General features: G+C 46.0%; 28 protein-coding genes. 4 read left to right on the forward strand and 24 right to left on the reverse strand.

What is annotated here, in order from left to right; translation table 11 throughout:
* Positions 1 to 32: 32 nt before the first annotated feature.
* The gene (locus OC443_RS16160) at positions 33 to 218 is read right to left on the reverse strand and encodes a hypothetical protein (RefSeq protein ID WP_073583077.1); all 186 of its coding nucleotides are present in this window, start codon (positions 216 to 218) and stop codon (positions 33 to 35) included.
* A gap of 192 nt (positions 219 to 410) precedes the next feature.
* Between OC443_RS16160 and OC443_RS16165 the strand changes: the two genes are divergently transcribed.
* Positions 411 to 1139 carry a helix-turn-helix transcriptional regulator gene (locus tag OC443_RS16165; protein WP_073583079.1) on the forward strand — a complete coding sequence of 243 codons (729 nt, stop codon included), beginning with the start codon at positions 411 to 413 and terminating at the stop codon, positions 1137 to 1139.
* Entirely contained in the window at positions 1136 to 1999 is an 864-nt protein-coding gene (locus tag OC443_RS16170; RefSeq protein WP_073583081.1) for an EamA family transporter, read from the forward strand. Before OC443_RS16165 ends, OC443_RS16170 begins: the two co-directional genes overlap by 4 nt.
* Here the strand turns inward: OC443_RS16170 and OC443_RS16175 are convergent.
* The 11 genes from OC443_RS16175 to OC443_RS16225 form a co-directional block, all read right to left on the reverse strand.
* Entirely contained in the window at positions 1937 to 2407 is a 471-nt protein-coding gene (locus OC443_RS16175; protein WP_143169319.1) for a hypothetical protein, read from the reverse strand. The two genes, OC443_RS16170 and OC443_RS16175, sit on opposite strands and share 63 nt — an antisense overlap.
* 752 nt (positions 2408 to 3159) lie before the next feature.
* Positions 3160 to 3309, reverse strand: a complete 150-nt coding sequence (locus OC443_RS16180; protein WP_159440333.1) for a hypothetical protein — start codon at positions 3307 to 3309, stop codon at positions 3160 to 3162.
* Positions 3310 to 3647: 338 nt separating this feature from the next.
* On the reverse strand, positions 3648 to 4106 hold the full coding sequence (locus OC443_RS16185) for an HPP family protein (RefSeq protein ID WP_073583083.1): 459 nt from the start codon (positions 4104 to 4106) through the stop codon (positions 3648 to 3650).
* Positions 4107 to 4258: 152 nt separating this feature from the next.
* A complete protein-coding gene (locus OC443_RS16190; RefSeq protein ID WP_073583085.1) occupies positions 4259 to 5245 on the reverse strand; it encodes a trypsin-like serine peptidase in 987 nt (328 codons plus the stop codon).
* A 329-nt stretch (positions 5246 to 5574) separates the two neighbouring features.
* On the reverse strand, positions 5575 to 6198 hold the full coding sequence (sctL, locus tag OC443_RS16195) for a type III secretion system stator protein SctL (protein WP_073583087.1): 624 nt from the start codon (positions 6196 to 6198) through the stop codon (positions 5575 to 5577).
* An 11-nt stretch (positions 6199 to 6209) separates the two neighbouring features.
* Positions 6210 to 6833 (reverse strand): hypothetical protein, encoded by a 624-nt coding sequence (locus OC443_RS16200; protein ID WP_073583089.1) that lies wholly within the window; start codon positions 6831 to 6833, stop codon positions 6210 to 6212.
* A gap of 39 nt (positions 6834 to 6872) precedes the next feature.
* Positions 6873 to 7646: a type III secretion system inner membrane ring lipoprotein SctJ gene (gene sctJ, locus OC443_RS16205; protein ID WP_073583091.1), complete on the reverse strand. Its 774-nt coding sequence runs from the start codon at positions 7644 to 7646 to the stop codon at positions 6873 to 6875.
* Positions 7647 to 7659: 13 nt separating this feature from the next.
* On the reverse strand, positions 7660 to 8037 hold the full coding sequence (gene sctI, locus OC443_RS16210) for a type III secretion system inner rod subunit SctI (RefSeq protein ID WP_073583093.1): 378 nt from the start codon (positions 8035 to 8037) through the stop codon (positions 7660 to 7662).
* 162 nt (positions 8038 to 8199) lie between these two features.
* Positions 8200 to 9303: a hypothetical protein gene (locus tag OC443_RS16215; protein WP_073583095.1), complete on the reverse strand. Its 1104-nt coding sequence runs from the start codon at positions 9301 to 9303 to the stop codon at positions 8200 to 8202.
* 131 nt (positions 9304 to 9434) lie between these two features.
* Entirely contained in the window at positions 9435 to 9686 is a 252-nt protein-coding gene (locus OC443_RS16220; RefSeq protein ID WP_200796924.1) for a hypothetical protein, read from the reverse strand.
* Positions 9687 to 9898: 212 nt separating this feature from the next.
* Entirely contained in the window at positions 9899 to 10516 is a 618-nt protein-coding gene (locus OC443_RS16225) for a class I SAM-dependent DNA methyltransferase (RefSeq protein ID WP_083601615.1), read from the reverse strand.
* A 192-nt stretch (positions 10517 to 10708) separates the two neighbouring features.
* Here OC443_RS16225 and OC443_RS16230 point away from each other — a divergent pair, with 192 nt between their 5' ends.
* Positions 10709 to 11107: a hypothetical protein gene (locus OC443_RS16230; RefSeq protein ID WP_073583099.1), complete on the forward strand. Its 399-nt coding sequence runs from the start codon at positions 10709 to 10711 to the stop codon at positions 11105 to 11107.
* 124 nt (positions 11108 to 11231) lie between these two features.
* On the opposite strand, the gene OC443_RS16235 is transcribed toward OC443_RS16230, so the two are convergent.
* The 12 genes from OC443_RS16235 to rsxA all read right to left on the reverse strand — a co-directional run bounded on the left by OC443_RS16235 (position 11232) and on the right by rsxA (position 23217).
* Positions 11232 to 12419, reverse strand: a complete 1188-nt coding sequence (locus tag OC443_RS16235; RefSeq protein WP_083601616.1) for an AraC family transcriptional regulator — start codon at positions 12417 to 12419, stop codon at positions 11232 to 11234.
* Positions 12420 to 13140: 721 nt separating this feature from the next.
* A complete protein-coding gene (locus tag OC443_RS16240; RefSeq protein ID WP_083601617.1) occupies positions 13141 to 13719 on the reverse strand; it encodes a PqiC family protein in 579 nt (192 codons plus the stop codon).
* Positions 13719 to 15362 (reverse strand): intermembrane transport protein PqiB, encoded by a 1644-nt coding sequence (gene pqiB / locus OC443_RS16245; protein WP_073583101.1) that lies wholly within the window; start codon positions 15360 to 15362, stop codon positions 13719 to 13721. The genes OC443_RS16240 and pqiB overlap by 1 nt, the downstream gene beginning before the upstream one ends.
* Positions 15352 to 16701 (reverse strand): paraquat-inducible protein A, encoded by a 1350-nt coding sequence (locus tag OC443_RS16250; RefSeq protein WP_073583103.1) that lies wholly within the window; start codon positions 16699 to 16701, stop codon positions 15352 to 15354. Before OC443_RS16250 ends, pqiB begins: the two co-directional genes overlap by 11 nt.
* A 231-nt stretch (positions 16702 to 16932) precedes the next feature.
* Positions 16933 to 17466, reverse strand: coding sequence for a flavodoxin (locus tag OC443_RS16255; RefSeq protein ID WP_073583105.1), 534 nt, complete (start codon positions 17464 to 17466; stop codon positions 16933 to 16935).
* Between the two features lie 133 nt (positions 17467 to 17599).
* Positions 17600 to 17863: an RnfH family protein gene (locus OC443_RS16260; protein ID WP_073583107.1), complete on the reverse strand. Its 264-nt coding sequence runs from the start codon at positions 17861 to 17863 to the stop codon at positions 17600 to 17602.
* The gene (locus tag OC443_RS16265; protein WP_234976379.1) at positions 17860 to 18582 is read right to left on the reverse strand and encodes an electron transport complex subunit E; all 723 of its coding nucleotides are present in this window, start codon (positions 18580 to 18582) and stop codon (positions 17860 to 17862) included. Before OC443_RS16265 ends, OC443_RS16260 begins: the two co-directional genes overlap by 4 nt.
* Positions 18579 to 19184, reverse strand: a complete 606-nt coding sequence (locus OC443_RS16270) for an RnfABCDGE type electron transport complex subunit G (RefSeq protein ID WP_073583109.1) — start codon at positions 19182 to 19184, stop codon at positions 18579 to 18581. Before OC443_RS16270 ends, OC443_RS16265 begins: the two co-directional genes overlap by 4 nt.
* Positions 19181 to 20182: an RnfABCDGE type electron transport complex subunit D gene (locus OC443_RS16275; RefSeq protein WP_073583111.1), complete on the reverse strand. Its 1002-nt coding sequence runs from the start codon at positions 20180 to 20182 to the stop codon at positions 19181 to 19183. Before OC443_RS16275 ends, OC443_RS16270 begins: the two co-directional genes overlap by 4 nt.
* Complete coding sequence (gene rsxC, locus OC443_RS16280) at positions 20175 to 22079, reverse strand: electron transport complex subunit RsxC (protein WP_073583113.1); 1905 nt, start codon at positions 22077 to 22079, stop codon at positions 20175 to 20177. The genes OC443_RS16275 and rsxC overlap by 8 nt, the downstream gene beginning before the upstream one ends.
* 15 nt (positions 22080 to 22094) lie before the next feature.
* The gene (locus OC443_RS16285; RefSeq protein WP_073583115.1) at positions 22095 to 22628 is read right to left on the reverse strand and encodes an RnfABCDGE type electron transport complex subunit B; all 534 of its coding nucleotides are present in this window, start codon (positions 22626 to 22628) and stop codon (positions 22095 to 22097) included.
* Between the two features lie 13 nt (positions 22629 to 22641).
* A complete protein-coding gene (rsxA, locus tag OC443_RS16290; protein WP_073583117.1) occupies positions 22642 to 23217 on the reverse strand; it encodes an electron transport complex subunit RsxA in 576 nt (191 codons plus the stop codon).
* Positions 23218 to 23621: 404 nt separating this feature from the next.
* Between rsxA and nifL the strand changes: the two genes are divergently transcribed.
* Positions 23622 to 25151: a nitrogen fixation negative regulator NifL gene (gene nifL, locus OC443_RS16295; protein ID WP_073583119.1), complete on the forward strand. Its 1530-nt coding sequence runs from the start codon at positions 23622 to 23624 to the stop codon at positions 25149 to 25151.
* The last annotated feature ends 1 nt before the right edge of the window (position 25152 follow it).

Here is a 25152-nt window from a genome sequence, read left to right on the forward strand (position 1 = left end):
TTTTCATATTTATAAAAAAATATAATAATTGTTTATAAATTGACTACATCAATGTATTCAATAGTCGCCATGTATAAAGCCATAATAGCCCGGTGTTTTGCATCTTCTGCCTGCTCAATACTAATTTCATCATCAATGGATGTATTAAGTGAAGTAACAACACCACACCACATGATGATTTCATCAATATAATCATTGCTCGTTTTAATATTTGCCATTATTTAACCTGAACTTGTTATTATATAAATGTCAATAAAAAACCTCTTGAATCATTTATATCATTACTTTATCGTTTCTATTCACACTGTTCGATTTTGCTGTCAAATATATTACGATAGATAATTATCTATAGAAAACCCTCAAAAGTAGGTAACTTTTAAAATATACTTCAATCATAAGTGATATTAATTATGACAAATAAATCAATAAATTCAGTTTCGATAAAGAAAGACAATGAAATTCAAAGAGATTGCTTTTTTTTAAAACAACTGGGTATCGATTACATTTCTTTGTATCTTGAAACACCACTGAACCTGTCCGTTATATCTAACTTGCCTTGTGAAATGAAAATGGCTTACAGAGATAAAGAGCTTTTTCACGAAGATCCTATGATTCGTAATAAAAAGCATGGATTATTCATGATGAAAAGAGATATAAAAGAAGAAAGTTTCTCTAATAAAATTAAATCGATATTTTCTATTCATAACATTTATGCCAGATCCAGCTCCATTGGAGCGACTAAAATTTCCTATGTATTAGGATGTCGAACCTCTGATTACCCACAATATTGCAACCTTTCTGATCGTAGTATCATTAATTTTTCAAAATTTTTAGTTAAAAAATACAGACATGACATTTCTCAGGACTTATGTGAGATAAAAATGTCACCAATAAATTTAGTTGGTGATCATTTTATTAATCGTTTATTTTCTGATGAACAAATAGAAAAACCCAATTATGGTGAACTGGCTTGCTTATCTCTTGCGAAAGAAGGACTGGATATGATTGAAATATCAATTTTGACAGAATATAAGATAAATACAGTCAAAAGTAATTTAAAAAATGCCAGAATTAAACTTCATGCAAGAAAAACAATCGATGCAGTCATGACCGCTTTGAGTATGGGATGGATATCATGATCTTATTAATTATGACTACTTTTATTTGGGCTTTTTCATTTTCTCTCATTGGAGATAAGTTAACTCATGTAGACCCTTATCTATCCGTTGTTATAAGAACAGGTTTATCTCTCGTATTTTTCTCTCCATTTATTATGAAAAATTTTTCCATTAAAAATTTAAAATATATATTTATTGGAGCTATCCAGTTAGGAGTAATGTACTGTTTCTACTTTAATTCATTCAGATTTATCAGTGTAAATAACATTCTGTTATTTACTATATTTACTCCAATTTACATTGTTGCCATTAATCAAATAGTCTATGAGAAATTTTCTATCACGAGCACATTGTTAGTTATTCTGTCAGTTTTTGGTGCTTATATTATTAGAAAAACAAATATTGATGATGCTACTCTTACAGGTTTTTTTCTTGTTCAAGGAGCTAATTTTTGTTTTGGACTAGGACAAGTATTATATAAGAAGAATATTCCTGAAGGGACTAAGCAAGCTACTGTATTTCCATATTTTTATCTGGGAGCATTCCTGATCTCCTTGTTAGCTTTCCTTGTGCTTGGTGATAAAAATAAGATACCAACAACCACCAGTGAATTTATCACATTATTCTACTTAGGTATTATTGCATCTGGTCTTGGTTACTACCTGTGGAACAGAGGTTCAACCCAAGTATCAGTAACCCAACTGGCGATCATGAACAATTTACTGATCCCTGCCGGAATTATTGTTAATATTCTTTTGTGGCACGGAAACTTTGATATAACTAAGCTCATTATTGGGTCACTGTTTATCATTCTGACATCAATGGCAGATATCTGGAATAACAGAAAAATCGAAATCAGAAGTAGTGGAGATCTCACTTAAAGATGTCACAATAGCCTTTATATCTTCTACTAAATCAAAGTGTAGTAAATCACGAACATGATGCTGTGCGCGCGGTTTTCCGGGAAGAGTCACAATACAGGATAAGGTTTTCTTATCCTTAATTGTAAATGAAACCAGATTGTAGTAGCCGTGCGATTCCATAGTTTTGATGTACTCAGAAGTATAATTACCTTGTGAATTTGGGTAACACATATTTTCCGTACATGATTCAGTAAAATCAAATGTATCATCAATAGAATCATAATGATTAGAATAATATATTTTTTTATAACCATCAGGCATATTAGAAATGATTTCTGATTTGTTATTCTTTTCATTAGTGATTCGAAGCGAAATAAAAACATCATTCTTGTGAATTAGGGTATTAATCTTCTCGCTAATACTCATATTTATTTCTCCTTATGTAAAATATTTACAATAAATATTCTCATTGATCTCATGATAATGCTTTTTTACTGCATCAACAAACATATAGTAAATTAATTAACCCTAAAATATGATATTCATCGTTATATACCCAAGCAACCTGAAGATGCAGGATTCAGCGTGCAGCCGAAAGGTACAGTTCAAGGAAAGGGAATGCAGGAATGTACCCACCTTTCAAATTCTCTTGACGCAGAAATGTGCCTTTCAGCTCACGCCCTTCGGGTGAGTTTGGTCATTCTCAGGTGACTCCCTTTTAACTCAGCTTTTTATTCTGTATTCCCATACGATAAAACATATTCCTGATATTGTTTATCACTGGCAGATAAAACGAGATCTGTTTCTTCCTCATCCGGGGTCATCGGGTACGCCTGCGCTAACTGGCTTTTCCAGTTGTCCCTCTTGCATAAAAATCGCTGATACTCCGGCTACAGAGCGGTTCATCCCCGTATGCACGGGGAACACTCAGCACATTGTAATTTTCTTGAGTTAACCTACGGTTCATCCCCGTATGCACGGGGAACACTTTTTCAACAAAATAATTAGAGCCGTTATATCCGGTTCATCCCCGTATGCACGGGGAACACTCTAATTGTAGATCACTGATTTCAATAAATAAAATCAGCACTTCAAAATCTACCAACTTTTCAGCACCAAAAACTGCCTGTTCTTATCACAGATATTCACCCGGAAAAGTTTGTTTTTATTCGCAAGATTCAGGCTGTTGTGGAATGGTGTGGTGCGCCATTGAGTTTTGTGGGTTCAAGTAGCTTCAGGTGCACGCGCCCCAGATACTTTTCCCGGCGGAAAGCGTATCCGGAAACGCCTTTCGGCGCGCGCTGCCCGGGGCGGTTTTGTAAGCGCATCCATGCGCACAAAACCTCAAATTCATCCTGAATTTGCCTGCTATACGGTTTCTCTGTATGTACGGAGAATACTCAAACATGACCAAGCCAGAAAAACCCAATATCCTGCGGATAAAAAACCCGGACGGTTTTTTAAGGATTGCTGAGCAGGATGCGAATCAATCCGCTCCGCATCTCACCTGAAAAAGCCAAATAAAAAAGGAGTTTTGGGTACTTTTCCTCCGTGAAAAGTATCTGGGGCGCGTGCAACAAAAGCCGCTTGGGTCAAACCTAACAAATCAGCGCACCAAAACGGCCACCAAAGCCAGAATCTTCAATATCAAACAGCCAAAACCTTGCTAAAACGACGACGTATACATTTTCATATACAAATAACGCATGCCGCGCCCGAGCACGACAATCACAACGGTGCCGGATAACACCGGGGTGATTAGAAAATCCCAGCTTTGTCCGGTGAGCATAATCAGCAACGGGTTCGCCCCTGCCGGCGGGTGTATGATCCGGGTCAGCAGCATGGCGCTGACTGCCACACCGGTTGCCAGAGCTAAACAGAATGAAGTCACACCGACAAATTCAACAAATAACAGGCCGATGACGGCCGTCATCATATGACCGAGAATTACATTTTTAGGTCTTGAAAACGGGCTGGCGGAAACACCAAACACCAGGGCTGCCGTTGCACCGAACGGTGCCATCAGGAACGCGGATTCACCCATAGCGGCTTCAGATAAAGAGAGAATACCAATCGCAACAGCAGCGCCAAAACCGGCAAATAACGCAAACATAAAAAAACGCATCACCATCTCCCGCCATTGTAATTGTTATTTATATGATGGTTGATAACAGGCCGGATTGCGAAGCAATCTCCCTGAACAAACCGGGGTTAGTGAGCTGTATCAAAAAGAGGCGGAATCCCGCCTCTTGAAAGGTAAACCTGAACAGAGAGATCTTAGTAAGAAGACATCCACTGTTTCAGTGTCGAATACACCGAACTGGTCAGCCGGGTACCACAGTTGCGGCTTGTTGAACCTGTGGTGTGAATGCCGCGGATCACGTTTCCTGAATCCCGGATAGCACTGCCACTCTCACCACCCGCTGTATCAAATGTGTAGCAGATACGATAGTCCGAAACTGCCGTCGTGCTGCCGGAATCGGTCCACATGGTGCCAAACGGCTTATCACCCGGATATCCGGTCACTTCATGGCTGCCGCCTGAATAAACGCCCCAGGATGCATAGCCGCCATTGGGCGCTTCATCCAACACAATGAGTGCATAATCATTATTGGAATCACCACTGTTCAGCCATGCTGAAGTAGTCACTGCGGTTTTCCAGCTGGTTGTTCCCCATGGCTTGGATGAGCCATTCTGACCGGCAGAAAAGTCGAGTTCTTTGTACCAGCTGCCCGAACCGTTTGATACACAATGCCCGGCCGTCAGGACGTATTTCTCTCCAATCAGCGTTCCGGTACAGCCAATCGCAATCCGGCCAATATATTTATAAGGAGCTGATGTGGTATTGTTCACCCGTGTCCGGCTGTCTTCCGAACCGATCACCACATTCTGAATGTCACGTTTTCGCCCATTGAGCGGTGCTTTCGTAGCCGCTTTTTCCGGTGTGTAGAAAAGACTGTCATCCAGTCCTTGCTGATGAAGTATTTGCGCAGCCTGTTCAAATGCCGCCAGTGTCTCTTCTGAAATCCGGGCCTGATATTGTGTTCCATCCCGGTTAACCGCCACAGCAGACATCGCCTGTGCACGTTGTGCAACAGAATCAGCACCACTTACACTGTTGTCCGATTCCGGCCCATGGATGAGATTCACCCCTTCAATAAAGTTCGCTTTTTGGTCCATCTCAGTAAATTGAACGACTTCATTTGCATAAACACCAAAAGAGAAAAGACTGACGATTGACAGACAAATCATATTTTTTTTCATTTCTTATTCCTTTAATTTCTGATTTTCATGGAACAGCTTTTTATCCTGCAGCTGTTCTGATGGGCTTACGCCGCCTCACCGGCAATAAGCACTAAATTGTATATACAGAAAAAAACAGGGATTGAATTGTGTCTTTCCATTAATGGAATAAAACTCATAAACAAAATGAATAACAATTGAAAATATGAAACAGTGAACATAAAATGATCGATCGACTGAAATATAACCGTTCTCAGGTCATAAAAAAAGCCGGGATGAACCGGCTTGAAATAAGGAGAACAAATTCAAAATGAAAATAAAAAATAACAAGTTAAAGAATACTCAAAGAATTAGAGAGCGGCATCACATAAAAGTTCATCAGAAATATGACGCCATGAACAGAAAAACCGGCCGGAATCTGTTTCCAGTATCATCTCATCCCCTTGTAAAACGGGGTCTGGCGCTGTTTTCCAGTGCAGGTTCCCCAGCTCTGTCAATTTATTGTCAATTACCGCCTGACAGGATGGCGCACAATGCAAAACTCCTTGTACCGGCTGCTTCTGTGCCTGAATCACCTGCTTTATCACCACTCTGAGGCGTTCATCTTCATCATATGTGTCCAGTAATGAGCGGGTTGTATGGCGTAAAGCCATCTCAGCACTTTGTCCGATATCTTCCCACATTCTTTCCTGTTCAAGCCGCAGAGCCTCCAGCAATTCATTTGCTGCCTGCCATATCTGCTGCTCTGTATCCTTTCTTGCCAGCAGAGCAATATCTTCAGCCTGCTGTCTGGCTTGCTCCTGTATTTTTTCTGCCTGCGCATGTGCCTGTTCAATCATTGCTGCGGCCTCTTCGCGTGCATTCTCTTTCAGCTGCGCTGCATCAAAACTGAGCCGAAGCACTTTTGCTTTTAACAGCGGCCCGGCAATCACACCGTCCGGCACAGATAAGTTCAGTTGCCGTTTCACAAACACATCGATTCTCCTTACTCTTTTGCTGCCATGAGCTGGCTTTCTTCGACAGTGGATAACCGCCAGATCACCCCATGCCATAACTGATTCAAACGCTGGCCGGGAATCTCCCCCGGTGACAGGTTTTCAATCGCGACGGAGAGTTCATCCGGATAATAAAGCCGGGCACGTAACCACGCGGACGGCGACAGCCACTCCCGCAATAACAGAATCCCAATCTGCCCGGCATTCAGATCATGGTATCCGGCAAGCGGCCACTTTCCCGGCATTAAAGCTCTGGCCAGATGACGTGCCCATGCCATATGTGAGTCATCAATTAAATCCCGGGCAATATCCCGGATGACAATTTCAGCAGCCAGATAAAGGGCAGATAATTTGAGTGCCGGAGATAAAGCAACCCATTGCAAAAGCACCTCACCCGGTTCCGGGGGAAGTCCGCTATCTAAGTGCAACAGGGAATGAAGAATAGCGGGATCAATGTGCTTCCAGCTGTCATTGTTCTGCATGTTCTGCAGCGCCCCGGGTAAAGATCCGGGCAGAAGCGCCTGCCAGCCGGGCATCATCTCATGCCATGGCTGCTGCCAGAATTGCAGCCAGTTCAGGTATCGCTTATCCGACAAATGAATCTGATCATCCATGTTGCTCATCCCCTGTGAATGTCCATGTAACTGGCCGTATTACTGTCCGGACTGCTTCTGACGGCGTCCCGGCCATGACGGTCTTAATCCGGGCCGGAGCCAGAGTGCCATGACAACAGACAGAATCAGCACAATCAATCCGCTGCAAATCACCACAGACTGCCAGAATCCCGCATCACTCTCTTTCATCAGAAATGGTCCGAAGCTGACATATTTAATCTGTTCCCTGTAAGCCTGTGCCGGAATAAACACCACACTGAGTTTATCTTTTTTTCCTGACAGCCCCGGAATACTGGTTTGTACCAGCCGGGTAATTCTGGGACGCATCACATCCGGGTCCAGCGCCGGACGATGTTTAATAAAGACGGCAGCGGATGCCGGCTGAACCGGTTCTCCCGGCGCCACCCGCTCCGGAAGCACGACATGAACGCGGGCAACCAGCACGCCGTCAATCTGAGAAATCGTCGATTCAAGTTCCTGAGAAAGCGCATAAATATAACGGGCACGCTCTTCCAGCGGAGATGAAATCACCCCTTCCTTACGGAATATATCGCCCAGATTCGCTCTGGACTTTCTTGGCAGACCAGCGGCTTCAAGAATCCGGACCGCTCTGGCCATATCTGACATATCCACGGAGATAATGACCCCGTCTTTTGCCAGTGACTTTTCTGCTTCAATATGTTTATACGCCAGCTCTGCAATCACCTCATTGGCATCTTGTTCAGATAAATTGCGGTGCAGTTCGACATACTGCTGGCATCCGCCCAGAAAAATCAGCATTCCTGACAGCAGGATCCGGAACAATATTTTCATCAACCGCTTCCCCTTATTGCAGGCTGGTCAGCTTTTCTACGGCCTGCGTCCCTTTACTAATCAGTTTGGTGGTCAGCAGGCTTTCCAGATAAAAAGAAGACAGAGAACGGTTCGCCTGCATTACATCCTGCGGGTCACTGGAACGTGAAGCTTTGCGGACTGCCCGGTCTGCTTTATCAGACAACTTCTGCAAATGTTCTGACGAACCGGCAAGCTGGCTGACGATTCTCTCGGCGACATTATTGTCATTATCTTTTTGCTGCACGGGATTCAGTGCCGCACTGAACCAGCTGACATCAGACTGATCCGGCGCTGAAGGTTCGGCTGTCGCCGGTGAAATGTTCCCGGACTGAGGGATTTGATGATTGAGCTGAACAGAGTGAACGGACATCACTTCCTCCTTTAAGCCAAGGAAAAACAGGCAACAGTGAGGCCATTGCCTGCATCCTTGCATCGAATAGTTACCCTGTGAGTCACAGATACAGCGATCATCAGAAACGGAAAACCGCTGAGGCCGCCATATAATGTGATCACATCACGGACGTTCTGTTGATCAGGCAGCAACTTTGTTCATGGCTTCAAACACAATGGCGTTAGACAGCATCATGACATCCGTATCCAGCTGATGATCACCCGTACTCTGGCCGTTCATCACACCTTTTACATCGCTCATCGCCTGTTTGAAACGGTTGATTTCTTCAAAGTTGAAATCTTTTCCTTTTTCAATCCGGTTCGCCCATCCGCCTCTTGGCTGTTCACCGTAACGATCGGTATGGTGATCCATATATTTACCAATCGCTTCAGCAATATCTTTATCACCATCATTAAACGAATAACGGGCAAAATGGTCCATTTTACTGTCACTCAGTCCCAGACCAAGCGGGCCTTTACCGATATCAATGCTGTCAACCGCTGTCTTTCCGACATGTGCCGCAAAGCTGTTGCCCAGATCAAAACCTGCCTGTCCCATCGGGCTCAGGTCTGCCGGACTCATGCCACCGCCAAAACCGCCGGCTCCGGCGCTACCGAAACCACAGCTGCCAAAGCCCTGAGATCCGATTCCCTGAAAATCAAAGCCCCGGTGACCAAAGCCTGAACTTCCGCCGATCTGATTTCCCAGTCCGGAGAGGACATTCCCGGCGATATGTCCGGCTGCATCACCAACCGCGCCGCCAACCATACTGCCGACCGGGCCACCAAAAGCAGAACCAGCCAGACTACCGGCAAGGCCACCCAGGCTGCTGACCAGAGAGCCGACACCATTGAGTAAATTGGATAAAAAGCCTTTCAGCCCTTTGGAAAACTCTGATAACTCTTCTTTATTCAGGTAGTTATCTTCTTTCAGTTCATCATTCCAGTTACGGACATGACCCGTTGCATCATTCGGGCTGGCAATTTCAGGATGATGCTGGTCCATAAAACTGGCCACCATTTTCATCAGCGGGTTGCTGGCATCAAAGGTGCCGCCATCCCACTTTTTCTGAAATAAGCCTTTCATCAACGCATCAGCCAGCGCATCGACCTTTTCCTCAGTCGTTTGCCTGCCGGGGCCGGAATACTGAGAGAGTTGCCGCGAGCCTTCAGACAAACTTCCGGCCTGCTGCAATCCATCAGACTGACCGAGCGGAATACTAATGGTCAGGGTTGCATTAATCATTGTTGTTCTCCTGTTTACCGAAAAAAATCACCGCAGATACACGCTGCCTGTTTCCGGAGTTGCACAGTCAATGGCGGAATGAGCCAGAAACCACGACGATTCCGCCATGCCAAAACCACAATCCATCACGATCAATAGTTAATCGCTTTACCACTTTGCGTTGCCGCGTTGTTTGCCTTATTCGCAGAATCAGTGTAACCACTCATGATACTGTTGATGGTGTCTGTATTCATTTTGTCAGCCTGCGCAGTTGCATTCATCATTGTTGTCTGCGCTGAGGTTTCATCCAGAATTCTCAATGCAGATTCAGATGCTGCCAAACCAGCGCCGCCCAGTCCGCTCATACCGCCGACACCACCCATAAGACCACTTAATCCATTCATAAAATCACCTATATATCAGAAGGTTAATATTAATAAACATGCATCATGCATGCTTCGGTTATTAAGTGGCAGATTCTTTTTTACAGTTCCGGGGAAAATGAATATTTTTTTAATCAGGCAGGCAGACATCAATCTTTCAGACAAAGAAAGACCGGTCAGGTCAAGCCTTTCCGGTCTTTCCTTTAGTCAGTGATCTGTCTGGTACAGATGGTTCAGATCTTCTCGGCGACAAAGAAAAATAAAGGATAAGACACCATTTCTCCGGCTTTATTTTCTTTTTCTACCGCATAGTACTGCTGTGCATTGCGAACCTGAAAACCGCATCCTTCAGCGATTGCTGTTAATACAGGAATATCAAAGCCATGATGGCCGTCAAAACCCGGATGGTGGTCGTGAAACGAACCATCTTCTTTATATAAATCCGCAATCATTAACATGCCTTTTTCTTCCAGTACCTGGCAGGCATCGGTAAAAAACTGTTTCAGATCGGCCAGATGATGCAACGTCATTAAAGTCGTGATTGCAGAATATTTTGCCGGTAAATCAGTCAAACGGCTGATCCGGTGCGTATGAATATCAGTCAGGCCGGCAACCGATACATTTTCCTGTGCCACTTTCAGCATTTCAGCGGAGGAGTCAGCCAGATGAATCTGCTGAAAGTCCCCCCTTAACTGAACGCCCAGCAGCCCGGTCCCGCAACCAAAATCCACCAGACTTTTTCTGGCCGAAAAATTCACTTGCCTGATCTGGTCTGCTGTTGCCTGCGCCCGTTCCAGTCTCATCGGATTATGCTCCCATTGCCTGGCAACAACATCAAAGTAATTATCCAAGTGCTTCTCCTTTTCATTCAGGGTTTCAGGTTAAGGTTTAGTCCGGAACATACGTGATGAATACAGCAGTAAACTGATGAAGATGACGTTGAAACATCACTTATTCGCCTGAGTATTTTATCCCTGTTTCAATCATGATCAACTAAACTCAATGAGGTGGCGTCTGAAATCAACGCAGCAACATTATCAATCATGGGAACACCAGGTGTGTTTTCAGTCCGGAAAGTGATTCAGGAAAACAACAAACAGCGACTCCGGCACAATAATAATCCGCTCACGATTGAGGAGAGCAGTATGCATATATCCATCGATAACATTATTACGCAGGTTCAGGCACAATTTGATTCGCCACTGCCGGGCTCAATGCTGAGTGTTTTACAAACAAGTCTGGCTAATGAACAGGGCGCACTGGAATCACTCGGAACTGCATTCGCATCCGGAAATATTTCCCGTGAGGAATTTGAAACCGGACTGGAAAGAGAAAAAAATGTAGTCACGACGGAGATGGAAACCTGGCAGATAAACGCAGACTCTGAAGTGCGACAAGTGGTCAACCTGACTTTTGATATTCTGAATAAAACCCTGATCTGACCCTGAATAAACCACAGACAAAACAGATGAATCCGGTAGCTATACCCAAACAACCGGATTCATTCACTTAGTGGTTCATACCCAGGCAACCTGAAGGTGCCTTTTGGCTCACAACAGATCAAATTCAGGCAACACACTGCTCTAATGGCTGACAGTGTTTTTCTGCGCGCTGATGATTTCGGTACTGGCGCGGTGTACATCCGATGTAACGCTTAAACATCTTTTCAAAATGGCTGAGATCACCAAAGCCACAACTCATACAGACATCAGTAATTTTTATATGAGGATTCTCTGTGATTAATTGTTGGGCATAGCGGACCCGCACCTGACAGAGTATCGTTTTAAAAGAGACATTGAGATGCTTGCGGAACAGATATGATAAATGAGAAGCGCTGGTATAGCTGACTTCAGACATCCGGGTCAATGATATATCTTCCTGGAAATTATGACTGAGAAAATTCAGCGCTTTCATCAGAGCCGGGTGATAATGCTGAAAAGCTTCAAGGTGCTGATGTAACAGGCAATCAATCATATCCACTTGCCGGGATGTTCTGATCCGGACCCCGCAATTCATCACATCACTGACTGTCACCACCGGCTCAGGGAGCGAAGCCAGAGAGAGTAAAACATGTTGCAGCTGTTCAATATTCCCCGGCCATTCATACTGCTTCATCAGATCCATCGCTTCAGGTGTCAGATTAATTTTTTTATTCAGTGAACGACTGATATATTCGATATGTTGTTCAATATCTCCGGCCCTTTCCCGCAAAGGCGGTAAATGAAAATTCAGCTGCAAAACAGACGGCCCCAGTATTTTTGCCAGATACTGAGGTTGCAGCACAAAAGATTCCAGCGATTCAGTGCAGGAAACCATGAGCCGGACCTGATTTTTCCTGAGTTTGTTCTGAATGACATCCATTGAGAACAAAAAGGTCAGTTCATCTTTCAATACCGATTTCAGACTGTCTATTTCTTCAAAATAAACCGCGCCGCCTTTTGCCAGCTCAATACACCGCAACACATTTTCCCGGTAAGTTCCCGGATTATGAACATTGGCAGGTATACAAACAAAAGGTTGTAAATGACGACTGCTGTTTTGATGGATTAAATAAGCTATATCCCGTTTTTCACACCCGGCCTCCCCGGAAATAAACACTGGAAAATTAACTTCAGATGCAAAAGAAATTTTTTGCCTGATACGCTGAGCAATATCAGAATTCCCAATCATTGGATAAAATAACTGATTGGACGAAAAAACATCATGTTTATCCGAATCTGAAATATTTTCGTTCTGCTGTGTTTTATTTATCATTATCTAATTCCTTTTATCACTTATTGACGTTGAATTTCATGCTAAACGGGTCAACAAGACTGAAGATTGGAATATATAATGATGTTTACGGCCTAATTAACGACCATGACATTTCCCTGACTGTATTAATAGAAATCAAATAATATACCAATTAATTAGTCAGTTGAAATAAAAACAATTATTATCCATCTCATCAACAACTTACAAACTCAACATTATCAACAGTAAATATTTGTAAGTTTTGATTAATATTAATATCAACAATATAGCGGGCTAAATTTTAAACCATTCAAAATTCAAAAAATAATCACGACAAAAACTTGATAATTATTAAATATAATCTACGCGCAATCGAAATATATGAAACAGCCAGGATGACAGGTGTCAGCAAAAAGTAAAATATTCCCAAAAAATGAATATATATCCAGGCAATCTGAATACTCAGGTTATATACCCAAGTGACCTCAAGATGCATGTTCAGCGAGAGTGGATTGGTTTCTGAGCAAGGCACTGATTTGATGACATAGCCATTCTACGTTGAAAATCAGTCACGCAGGACAGGCGCCAGTCAATCCCGCCCTTCGGGAGCGTATCAACAGGTTCATTTGGGTATATGCTTCAGCATTTCCGGGCATCAAAGTAATTAAGATAAACGACATCACATCATGGTGTATACCCAAACAACCTGAAGATCCGGGAGTTCAGTGGACCGGTTCAGGCATCAGAACTGATTTGCCATAGAATCTGTAAGTTGCCCTAATCCCTCAGACAAGGCACTTACCAATGCTGCATATCCCGACTCCTGCAGAGGAATATGCAGATTGAAATAATGATTTTTGATTCGCTGACCATCCGGATTCAACAGGGTCCATTCTCCGGAAATTTCAGCTTCGCCGGTGTACACGCCATTAAATTTCTGAATCCGCACAATCAGGCGCAAAGGCTGCGTGGTTAACGGGGCAGCATTCATCGCTTCCGGCCAGTAGCGTGCCTGTTTCGTCCGTACATCCTGAACGATCCGGGCGGTAATCTGATCAGAAATCCGTTGTGCCCACTGATTATGGCGGGCCTGAATCACCTGAGTTTGTGACGTCCGGTAAACCAGCCCGGGCTGATTGAGGTAATCAGCCAGTTCAGTTTTGACCATCATCAACGGCGCTGTCTGCTCCGCTACTGGTGGCAACGGATTAACCGGCAGAAGAAACAGTTGGGTTGAGACATCTTCCTGACTGCTGCAACCCGTGATAAAAATCACTAAACCACAGAGCAGCAAGCACTTACTCATCCAGTATCTGATCATTATTTTGCTCCTTTTGCCGGCACAGGATCCTGTGTTTTCTCATCGCCAAAGACCAATGAGTTCGGTTTATCCTTAATCTGCCGTAATACCGGCTGTAACTCAATCATCGCCTGTTCAAACTGCTTCAGTGCACCGTCGAGATCCTGATAGACCGTTGAGTCGGGACTAAAACTATCCAGTGTCTGCTGAATCTTTTGTAAGCTTGCCTGAACTTCAGCAGGCAGCGACTGGGTCTCTTTTTTATCAATCAGTTTTTGCACACTCAGCGTCGCCTGATTAAAGGAAGTCAGAGACTGTTCCAGCGTTTTTAATGACCGGTTCAGCGAATCAGCAGTTTCATTGAGTGGCAGACCATTCAGCTTCTTCAGTAAATCAGTAAACTGCTTTTGAACTTCGGTAAAACCACCCGGTTTGGTCGGAAATATTTCATAATCATCAAAGAATGACTTCTTATATGCTTTATCCGGCTCGTTGTAATCAATATCAATATACAGTGCCCCGGTCAGCAGGCTGCCGGTTTTCAGCTCCCCTTTCAGCCCGAAAGCAAATTCTTTACGAATCATTTGCTTAAACCGTTCAACTGAAACATCCTGCCGGGAATCATAGATCCGTTCCAGCTCAATCCGGACCAGTACCGGAATTTTCGTGGAGTGAAAGTCATAATCTTTTTTCGCCCGGCTGAACGGCACTTTTTTCACCGTTCCGATGCGTAATCCGCGGTATTCAACCGGCGCGCCGGCATTGAGGCCACGAATCGACTCATTAAAAAACATCAGGTATTCAACATACTGATTGTATCTTTCTTCATTCATCTGTTTGAGATTATCAAACAAACGAAAACGGGCGTGCTGCTCTGCCACGACTTCCCCGGCCTCTTCTCCTTCAGGCACGCTAAAGCTGACACCGCCGGAAATCAGACTTTCCAGAGAACCAAAGTGAAGCTTCACCCCTTCCGCTCCCATATCAAGGCTCAGGCCGGAATTAATCCAGAAACGGGTATTTTTACGGATCAAATCGTCGTAAGGCTGAAAAACAAATATCTGATAAAAAGCTTTCTGCCGGGTCACATCAAAGCTCACCTTTTCCACCCTGCCGGCAGTAAAGCCTTTATAAATGACCGGATCACCGACCGCGAGCTTACCCGCCAGTTCATGAGTCAGCACAATCCGCAACCCTTTGGCATCTGCCGGTGCAACCGGAGGCTGCTCCAGAACGGTGAACTCCCTTTTTTCAGTTGCACTTCGGCCTGGCTGAAGCTGAATATAAGCACCGGATAACAAGGTATCCAGCCCGGAAATACCTTCACTACCGATCCGCGGTTTGACTACCCAGAACAACGTGTCATCCCTGAGCATTCTCCGGGCATCTTTATTCATCCGTGCCGTGACCAGAATCGAATCATAATCTTCGTTCAGTTTTACCCCCGTCACAACGCCCACTTTCACATTCAGTGACCGGATTTCAGTTTTGCCGACTTTAATTCCTTCAGCCGTTGGCATCTTCAGGGTAATTTCCGGCCCGGTACTGTAGACAAACTGAAACAACATCCAGGTCCCGATAAACATCGCAAGCACCGGAATAATCCAGATTGCAGATATCTGAGTTTGGTTTTTTACTGTGGCCTGTAACTGTTTATCGCTCATTATCAATCACCCCGTTAAGATGCCCTGAGTCAGGCGTAACGCTTTGTTCTTCTTTTTTCACCGGATGGTGGTTCTGCCATAAATCCCTGGGATCAAACACCATCGCGGACAACATGGTGAAAATCACCACAATTGAAAATGATACGGCTGCCGGTCCCGGATACACGGCCATCAGATTCTGCAACTGGACCAGTGCCGCCATCAATGACACGACAAAAATATCGACCATCGACCAGCGGCCGATAAATTCTGTCATCCGGTAAATACGCATCCGTTGCATGACTTCTTTTTCCGGTAGCACCTGTGCCTTTTTTGCCGACAGAAATAACCACGCCAAAATAAACATTTTCGCCAGCGGAATAAACATACTGGCAATAAAGATCACCACGGCAACCGGATAAGATCCCATCTTCCACAATAACAAAATGCCTTCCATAATCGTTGTCGGCGTGTTGGAACCAAAACTGACGGTGTTCATCATCGGATACAAATTGGCCGGGATATAAAAGATAACCGAAGTGACCAGCAAGGCCCAGGAACGCTGAAGGTTCAGGTCCGGATGATAGGGATGCAACAGGCTGCCACAGCGGATACAACGGGCATGCTTAACTCCGGATTCAGGATTGATCTGATGGCAGACAGCACAAGACGTATGATTGCCGTCCAGATGTGTATCTCCGGCTTTCACCTGTTCAACAGTTTCAGGCGGTATGAACTGATTCCACAGCCAGAAGCGATCGATCAGAGACACGCATTTCACCACCAGCACGCTGTAAACACAAAATGCCCAGAAAGAGCTGCCTAAACCGATATCAGCCAGTGAGGATATTTTGACCAGACTGACTAACACACCAATCAGGAATACATCCACCATCAGCCAGGGTTCAACCCGGAAAAGAATCCGGCAAATCAGGCGAATTCTCCTGCGCTGGCAGTCGGAATAAGCATGAGTGGAGGAGCGGCCGGCTTTCAGATACAGATACAAAATCAGGCCGACATAGATCGCCGGTAAAACAATGACCGTCGCCAGAAGTACAAACGCAATCAGAAAATATTTGAATTGATCCAGCATTTCCACAGCATGAAACAGGGTGATTTCCTGCGACAACCCTCTGACGCTAAACGACATAAACGGAAAAGAAATGCTCAGAATTAACATGATCAGGCAGGAGATCGAATAGGCAACCACCCGCTGGGAGGGCTGGATCACTTTATAAGTCAGCCGGTGATGACACCGCGGGCAAATCAGTTTTTGTCCTTCCTGAATCTCAGTAGCTTCAACAACAATGCCACACTCCTGGCAGGCAATTAATGGCGGGCTGATCCTTTCAGCAGTCATATTCCTAACCGACAATCAATGTAATCGTTACAATCTAACATAACAGACTAACAGCCGGAAACTTTGCTTTTATTTCAGAATTCGACATATTCGGACAAAATGATTAATTTTCGCGACGCATACTGAAAAAGCGGCATCATGCCGCTTTTTCAGTGTTTTCCTCTATCTGCTGACCGCTGCCAGATACGCTAAGTAATTGTTTATATTAATCATTGATGATATTAACAATCGCTATAACGCCATTTCAGCTTTAATTTGTTCAACCCACCCGGTAACGCGTTGATCCGTCATACCGGACTGGTTGTCTTTATCGATGACTAAACCCACAAACTCATCTTCATCCACAGCATTAGACGCATTAAATTCATAGCCGTCTGTTGGCCAGAAACCATAGATTTCAGCACCACAGTTAGCGACATAATCGTAAAGCTCTCCCAGTCCGTCGACAAATTCATCCGGATAACCGACCTGATCACCCAGGCCAAACAACGCGACTTTTTTACCGGATAAATCCAGCCCTTCAAAATTGGGGAGAAATTCTTCCCAGCTCTTTTCCTGACAATCCACAGATAACCCCGGTAACTGGCCGTCTCCCAATGTCGGTGTTCCCAGTATCAGATAGTCATAAGCTTCTAAATCTGAAGCTTCAGAACGGTTAATATTTTTGGGTTTATCGGCAACATCCCCCAATAATTTGGCGATCTGTTTTGCGATTTTACGGGTACTGCCTGTGTCTGTTCCAAAAAATATCCCAACCTTTGCCATAACGCTTCACTCCTTGAAATTCAATCATCACTTACTCAACCAACTGTGTTGCAAGCATTATACCTGACGTAACCCCATGAAAAATAAGAACATCAATTCATAACAACCAACAAATTGTCACAAACCTGACAATTTATTCGTCATCATCGTCGTCATCATCATCGGGTTTCCATGTGATTGGCCGGTAAATTTCAACCCGGTCTCCGGGGGCCAACGGATTATCCAGCGGCTTAATTCTGCCAAACACGCCGACCTTCTGGGTATCCAGCTGAATATCCGGAAACATATTGAGAATGTCAGACTGATGAATTGCCGTCAGTAACGTGGCTTCATCATCCACTTCAACCGGAATCCAGACCTGCTCTGAGGGCATTGCATATACAACACTGACTTTCATAGCCGATCTCCTTCTGCCGGAAGCGAGGTTGATACTTTCGCCTGATTAACCCAGACTTCCGCTTTTTGTTTCACTGCTAACAGTATTCCCAGCATCAGGAATCCACCCGGTGGCAGGATGACTAACAGTAATCCCCGGTAATCCGGTATAACCGTCACCTCCAGAAAAGCAAAATGCTGACCGAGTAACAGGCTGGCATTAGAAAATAAAGTGCCACTTCCCAACACTTCCCGCACACCACCGAGCACCGTCAGCACCCAGGTAAAGCCGATCCCCATAAACAAACCATCGGTCACAGAAGGGAGCGGCGCATTTTTACTGGCAAATGACTCCACCCGGCCCAAAATCGCGCAGTTTGTGACGATCAGCGGAATAAACAGACCCAGCACTTTGTGTAACGGATGCAGCCAGGCATTTAAAATCGCATCAATCAGCGTCACCAGGGTTGCAATAATAATCACATTGACCGGAATCCGGACGGCTTTACTGATCAGCCCGCTGGCCAGCGAATTAAGCAGGTTAGCCATGATCATCACCGCGGTGGTCGCCAGCCCCAGTCCCAGCCCGTTGGTTGCACTACTGGTTACTGCCAGCAGCGGACATAAGGCCAGTGACTGTTTGAGCACAATATTATTGTGCCACAGTCCATCCTGAATAATCGGCGCATAAATACTTTGCTTATCCTGATTGTTTTTTTCCTGATTCATTTCTTTGTTCATTGGTCCGCTCCCTGATATTGCCTGAGGGCTGACATTGCCTTGTGAATGCCTCTGACCACACTTCTTGGCGTGATAGTTGCCCCGCTGAACTGATCAAAATCGCCGCCGTCTTTTTTTACCGCCCACACCGGCGTGTTTTGCAGCGAACGCTGGTTAAAACTTAACACCCAGTCGCTTTTTGCCAGTTCAATTTTGTCACCCAGTCCCGGAGTTTCACTATGGCTGATAATCCTGACGCCCTGAATCACGCCTTGCAGATCAACGCCAATCAGATATTTGATCGGACCGCTGTAACCTTCTTCATCTCCTTTAATCACATGGAAAATCACCTGGCCCTGCGCATTTTTCACATCATAAATATGAAAGTCCTGCCCCTGATACGTCACCAGATGTTCATCCCGGAACACATCATTGGCATAGGCTTTTCCGCCCAGAACCTGATCAAGCAAGGCATTCTGATCTTCAGAGATTCTCATTGCGATCACCGGCCGGGTCACAATCTCGGTCCCGACCAGCAGCAATGCGGCCAGCCCGCAGGCTACAGCAAGTAAACCACTCTGATAGCCAATCTTATCTTTCCACTTTTCAACGGATGCCATCATGATTTATTCCCCGCAGTTGAGTGACTGCCAAAAATACTCGGACGCAGATAGTGATCAATCAGCGGACTGGCCGAGTTCATAATTAACACGGCAAATGCCACCCCTTCGGGATAGCTGCCAAACGCCCGGATCAGCCAGATCAGAAAGCCACACCCAAGGCCATATAACATTTGCCCTTTGACACTGGTTGGTGACGTCACCAAATCTGTCGCGATATAAAAAGCACCCAACATGGCACCACCACTGAAAAGATGAACCAGCACCGGCAGGGAGTTCTGCGGGTCAACCATATGGGCAATGGCTGCAGGAATTAATAAGCCCAGCAAAAATGTCACCGGAATCGCCCAGTGAATAATGCCTTTATAAATGAGATAGATGCCGCCCAACAAAATCAGTAAACCACAGGTTTCACCAAGACTTCCGGCCTGCTGGCCGAGGAAAACATGAGACAGCAGAATCGGATCGGTTCTTTCTGAACTCAGCGCCGTCGCAGAGGTCATTCCGTCAAAATGGAGCCATCCTGCAGAAACTCTGACCAGATTGTCACTGAAGTCGATCGGTGCAGGCGTTGCCCATTTCGTCATTTCAACCGGAAAACAGATGATCAGCATTACCCGGGCAAGCATGGCCGGATTAAACAGGTTTTGCCCCAGCCCGCCATAAATCTGCTTGCCAATCACAATCGCAAATGCACTGCCGAAGACACACATCCACGGCGGCACCGATGCCGGTAAACTCATTGCCAGCAATAATCCGGTTAATGCCGAAGAACCATCCATGCAGGCACTGCTTTTTTTCTTCATCACAACCAGGCAGGCCCACTCGGTCACAATCGCGGCTGCCACACATGAAGACACCACCATCAGACTGTTTAATCCGAACTGATAGAAACCAAACAAAGTTGCCGGAATCAGTGTGGCGATAACCGTATACATAATACGGATGCTGCTGTTCTTGTTATGGGCAAAAGGCCCGATTGCTGATTCATAATTAATCATTGTCGCCCTCCATGGCTGTCATTGCTTCCTGCTCAGTCACGACTTCTTTCTCCGCTGGCTTCACCCTGACTTTACGCGGTGGACGCGGCGGCCTTGCCGGACGCTGTGGTGCAGCTGCAACTTCCGTTTCCGGTGTCTCCGTAGTCTGCTGTATATCACTGGTTTCCGCGGTCTCCGCTTTCACTCTGGGTTTGCGTGAGGGACGAGGTGGCCTCGCAGGCCGCTGTGGCGCAGCTGTTTCCGTGGCCCCGGTTTCGCTCGCCGGGTTTTCCGTCACCAGTGTATCAGCCTGCTGAGCTTCAGCAGCTTCCGGTACACCTCTGGGTTTCCTTGCCGGACGGGCAGGCCGGGCCGGACGCTGCGCCGCCGGGGCATCAGCTTTTGTTGTCTCAGGCGCTGTGGTTTCAGCCACTGCGGCCTCAGATAAGGCAGGTTTGCGGGCAGCACGTCCGGGGCGGGCTGCTTTCTTTTTCTTCGCGGCCTGTTTCCCGGCTTCTTCTTTTTCCAACCGCAGTTTTCTTGCCTCGGTCAGTTCTTTGGCCCGGGCTGACTTTTTATCCTGTTGATTGTTCGACCAAATCACACCTTTCGCGTGCATGAAATACTGCACCAACGGAATGTGGGACGGGCAAACATAACTGCATGCGCCACAGGATAAACAGCTCAACACGCCGAGCTCCTGCGCCATACTGAAGTTTGAGACCCGGGTATATGCTGCCAGCTGGAAAGGCATCAGTCCCATAGGGCAGGCCCGCACGCACTGACCACAGCGAATACATTCCTGATGCTTATTGCTGTTGACGACTTCTTCTTCTGTCAGCGCCAGCAATCCGCCAACGGTTTTATCCACCGGTACATGAGGCGATGAAATTACCTGTCCCATCATCGGTCCGCCAAAAATTAACCGCTCGGTCTCCTGAGAAATACCACCACAATATGCAATGACTTCATTAACCGGCGTTCCGACAGGCACTTCAACATTACGCGGCTCACCGATACCTTTACCGGACACGGTTATCACACGGGTCACCAGCGGCCGTCGAAAACGGACCGCATGATAAACAGAGCGGGCCGTGGCGATATTATTGACTAACACACCAATCTGGTTGGAACTGCCGCCTTTCGGGACTTCTTTACCCGTCAGGGTTTTGATCATCTGTTTCGCGGACCCCATCGGATATATACTCGGCACTTTCTGTACATGAATATCTTTATCTTCGGATGCGGCATACAGCATCTCCTGAAAAGCGACCGGCTTATTATCTTCAATCCCTATCAGTACCCGCTTTGCCCCGGAGGCTTTTAAGATCAACCGGGCCCCCACAATGATTTCAGCCGCATATTCCTGCATCGTCAGGTCATCGCTGGTCAGATAAGGCTCACATTCGCCGCCATTCAGAATCACAGTATCAACCTGATTGCGTTTCGCCGATTTAAGTTTCAGTCCGGTCGGAAAGCCAGCCCCACCCAGCCCGACAATCCCGGCTTCACTCACCCGCTCAATAATGGTTTCATCATCAACCGCAGCCAGATTCGATCCGGAAATCAGTTCGCCCCAGGAGCGATCTTCATTCGCCCGGATCACAATGGTGTCACTTTTTACCCGGGCCGGATGCGCTGTGATATGCTCGGTAATGGCAGTCACAATGCCATTGACCGAACTGTGAACCGGCGCAACCCGTTCAGACCGGGACACCGCAACCAGCTGACCTCTTTTAACCTTATCGCCCACCTCAACCAGCGGCGTGAGTTTAGCCCCATTTCTCTGCTGCAAAGAGAGATAAATATTTCGGGGCCAGAAGCCACGGTCAATGTGTTTATCACTGGTCAGTGATTTAAAAGACTCTGGATGAACGCCACCGGAAAAAGGACGGCGGAGGTGAAAAAAATTCATCATCAATTCTCCCGCAGACTACGCCATTGCCACATGTTTTGGTTTCGGCCAGTACCAGGTTGCAGAGTCCGGTTCGATCTCCTGCATGGTTAAGCATTCCTGAGTACATGACTGACTACACAGCTTGCAACCGGTACAGATGTCTTTCATCACGGTATGCATCTGCTTTGGCGCACCGACGATGGCATCAAAAGGACAGGCTTTAAAACAGCGACCGCAACCGGAACAACCGGATTCATCAATGACCGCGACCCATTGTTTATCTTCCTCACTCATTTCAACAGAAACGCCAAGAATATCTGCCACATTCAAAGCCAGAGAAGAGCCGCCTGGCGGACAGCAGGTCGGGCTCAGTTCCCCGGAGACCATTTTTTCAGCGGCCTGACGGCATCCGGCTTCACCACATTGCCCGCACTGGCCGCCGGGAAGCAGGCTCTCGATTTGATCCACCAGCGGATCACTCTCGACTTTAAAAAAGACCGCGGCAAATCCCAGCGCTGTTCCCAGCATGCCGCCCATAATTACAAAAAATATGAATGACGATAAAATCATACCCACCTCCCTGTCAGGCCATCCCTGAAAAGCCCATAAAAGCCATCGATAAAATGCCCGCGGTAATAAACGCGATTGGCGTCCCTTTGAAAGCTGCCGGCACATGACTGAGGGATAGCTGGCTGCGTAACCCTGCAAACAGCGTAATCACCACCAGAAAGCCAAATGCTGAACCGGCACTGAACATCACCGACGAGACAAAAGAATAATCCTGCTGAACTGCCAGCAAAGCCACACCCAAAACCGCACAGTTCGTCGTAATCAAAGGCAGATAAACCCCCAGCGCCTGATATAAGGCCGGAAAAGCTTTTTTGACATAGAGTTCAGTAAACTGCACCACGGCGGCGATGACTAAGATGAAAGTAATAATGCGCATAAATCCCAGCCCGAGCGGCCGTAAAATGGCAAATTCCAGAATCCAGGTTGTTGCGGCAGCAAAAGTCAGGACAAACGCGGTTGCGATGCCCATCCCGAGGGCGCTGTCTATTTTTCCTGAAACCCCCATAAAGGGGCATAAACCTAAAAACTTGGCCAGAACCACATTATTTACAAATGCTGCACTGAGCAAAATGATCAATCCATCTGTCATGCTGAAAGTCCCTGTTATGTTCCTTCTCAGGGTCATTTCTGCACGAGCTGTGCCATTGTGCACAGATGCACCATCAAGTCGCTTCATCGCCTGAATTGACGTCGGGTTGCATAAAAATTCTGCTGCCTGCACAGGATATTTAAAATTGTCGGAAAGCAGACAAAAGCGAATTTGTTATCCGGATTTGTCCTGAATCAAACAAACCTGCACTTTCGCCCTTGTCACCTGCGCTGGCCGGGCAGAAAGGCGCAGAAATGCATTGAGTGGAATAAGATATGCATAGAGCAATAAATAACCACTTTTCTGAGAAAACAATTTTTCCCGGAAAATAATTCTGAAGAAACGAACAAGGGAGAATCGGGACCATCTGTTTTGACGTATCATAACTGCTAAGGAAAGCTTATATGGGACAACCAGACACTCTAATGTTGCAGGCCACTTCTCCGGTATTCGGCGAAGAAGTCTTTGAACAGATCGTTTCCAATGCACCCGTTGCTATCAGCATCACGGATGAGTCAGGAAATATCCTTTTTATTAACCAAACTTTCTGCACAATCACGGGATACAGCAGTGAAGAACTGCTCGGAAAGCATTCTTCAATGCTTTCTTATCAAGCCACACCCCGTTCAGTTTATGAAAAACTCTGGTCAGCCATTACACAGGGACACCACTGGCAGGGACAATTGCTTAACCGCAGGAAAAACGGCGACCCTTATATCGCCGATATGTCCGTTTCCCGGGTCAATAATGTTCAGGGCGATGTCCGTTATTATGCCATCCACAAAGACATCACCGAAGAACACCACCTGCAACTGCATCAGAAAAATCAGTCACTGATGTTTGAGGCCGTACTGAATGCCGCGCCGATGGCTATTGCATTAGTTGACAAACAACACAATGCCATCTTTAAAAATGAACGTTTTGAGAAAATGAAGCAAAACATCAGCATATCTCCGGTGCAGCTTTTGCTCGACACACTCAATAGTGATTACGGCTATGACACGCTGGAAGACTACATGGGCAGTGAAACTCAGAAGTATAAAGGGATTCATATCGGCAGCCATGGTCCGGCTCACGAACGCTGGTTCGATTTCGTGCTGGTTAAAATTCCGGTTTCGGATACCACAGCTGAAACCTATTTCAATCGTGAACAGGGCTACTATATTGTCGTCGCCATCAATGAACGGACCCGGGAAAAACTTCTGGTTGAAGAAAGACGCATCAATTCTATTAAACTGATGACCCGGGATAATAAATACGTCCATGCGATGCAGGAAGCGCTGATGGCAACCCTGCACCAGCTTCAGGGGCCATTTAATATGATTGAATCGGCGATCAATATTCTCAAAAGAACCAACGCTGCCTGCCCCGGACTGGTCGCCATGGATGAAGCAATGAATACCGCGGTTCATGCGATGGATGACATCAAACAGGCGATTCCGGAGCGCACATCCGAAGCATTTCAGCCGGTCAATCTCAACCTGATAGTGAAAGATGCGACCTCCATCAGCACCGATGAGCTGCTGATGTCTTCCACCAATCTGAACCTGGACCTCGATCCGACACTGCCGGCCATTCACGGCATGCCTCACCGTCTGGTGCTGGCACTGAAGCAGCTGATCGACAATGCGATTGATTCCATTCAGGCGGCTAATCCGCAGGAGCGGATTCTGCAAATTACAACATACGTTGAAGATCATGATGTCCATCTGATTGTGGAAGACTCAGGCACCGGCGTTGCCAAAGCCATTCAGATGAAAATCTTTCATCCGTTTTTCAGCACCAAACCCAAACATCTGTCGGGTTGCCGGGGAATCGGGCTTTCTATCGTTCAGCAGGTCCTGAACGAGCATTCAGCGACGATCACCATGACGCACAGTACACAACTTACCGGCGCCAAAGTTCTCATTACATTTCCGGTTAACGGGTGGTAAA

The organism is Vibrio quintilis (assembly GCF_024529975.1).
In the GTDB taxonomy this organism is placed as follows: domain Bacteria; phylum Pseudomonadota; class Gammaproteobacteria; order Enterobacterales; family Vibrionaceae; genus Vibrio; species Vibrio quintilis.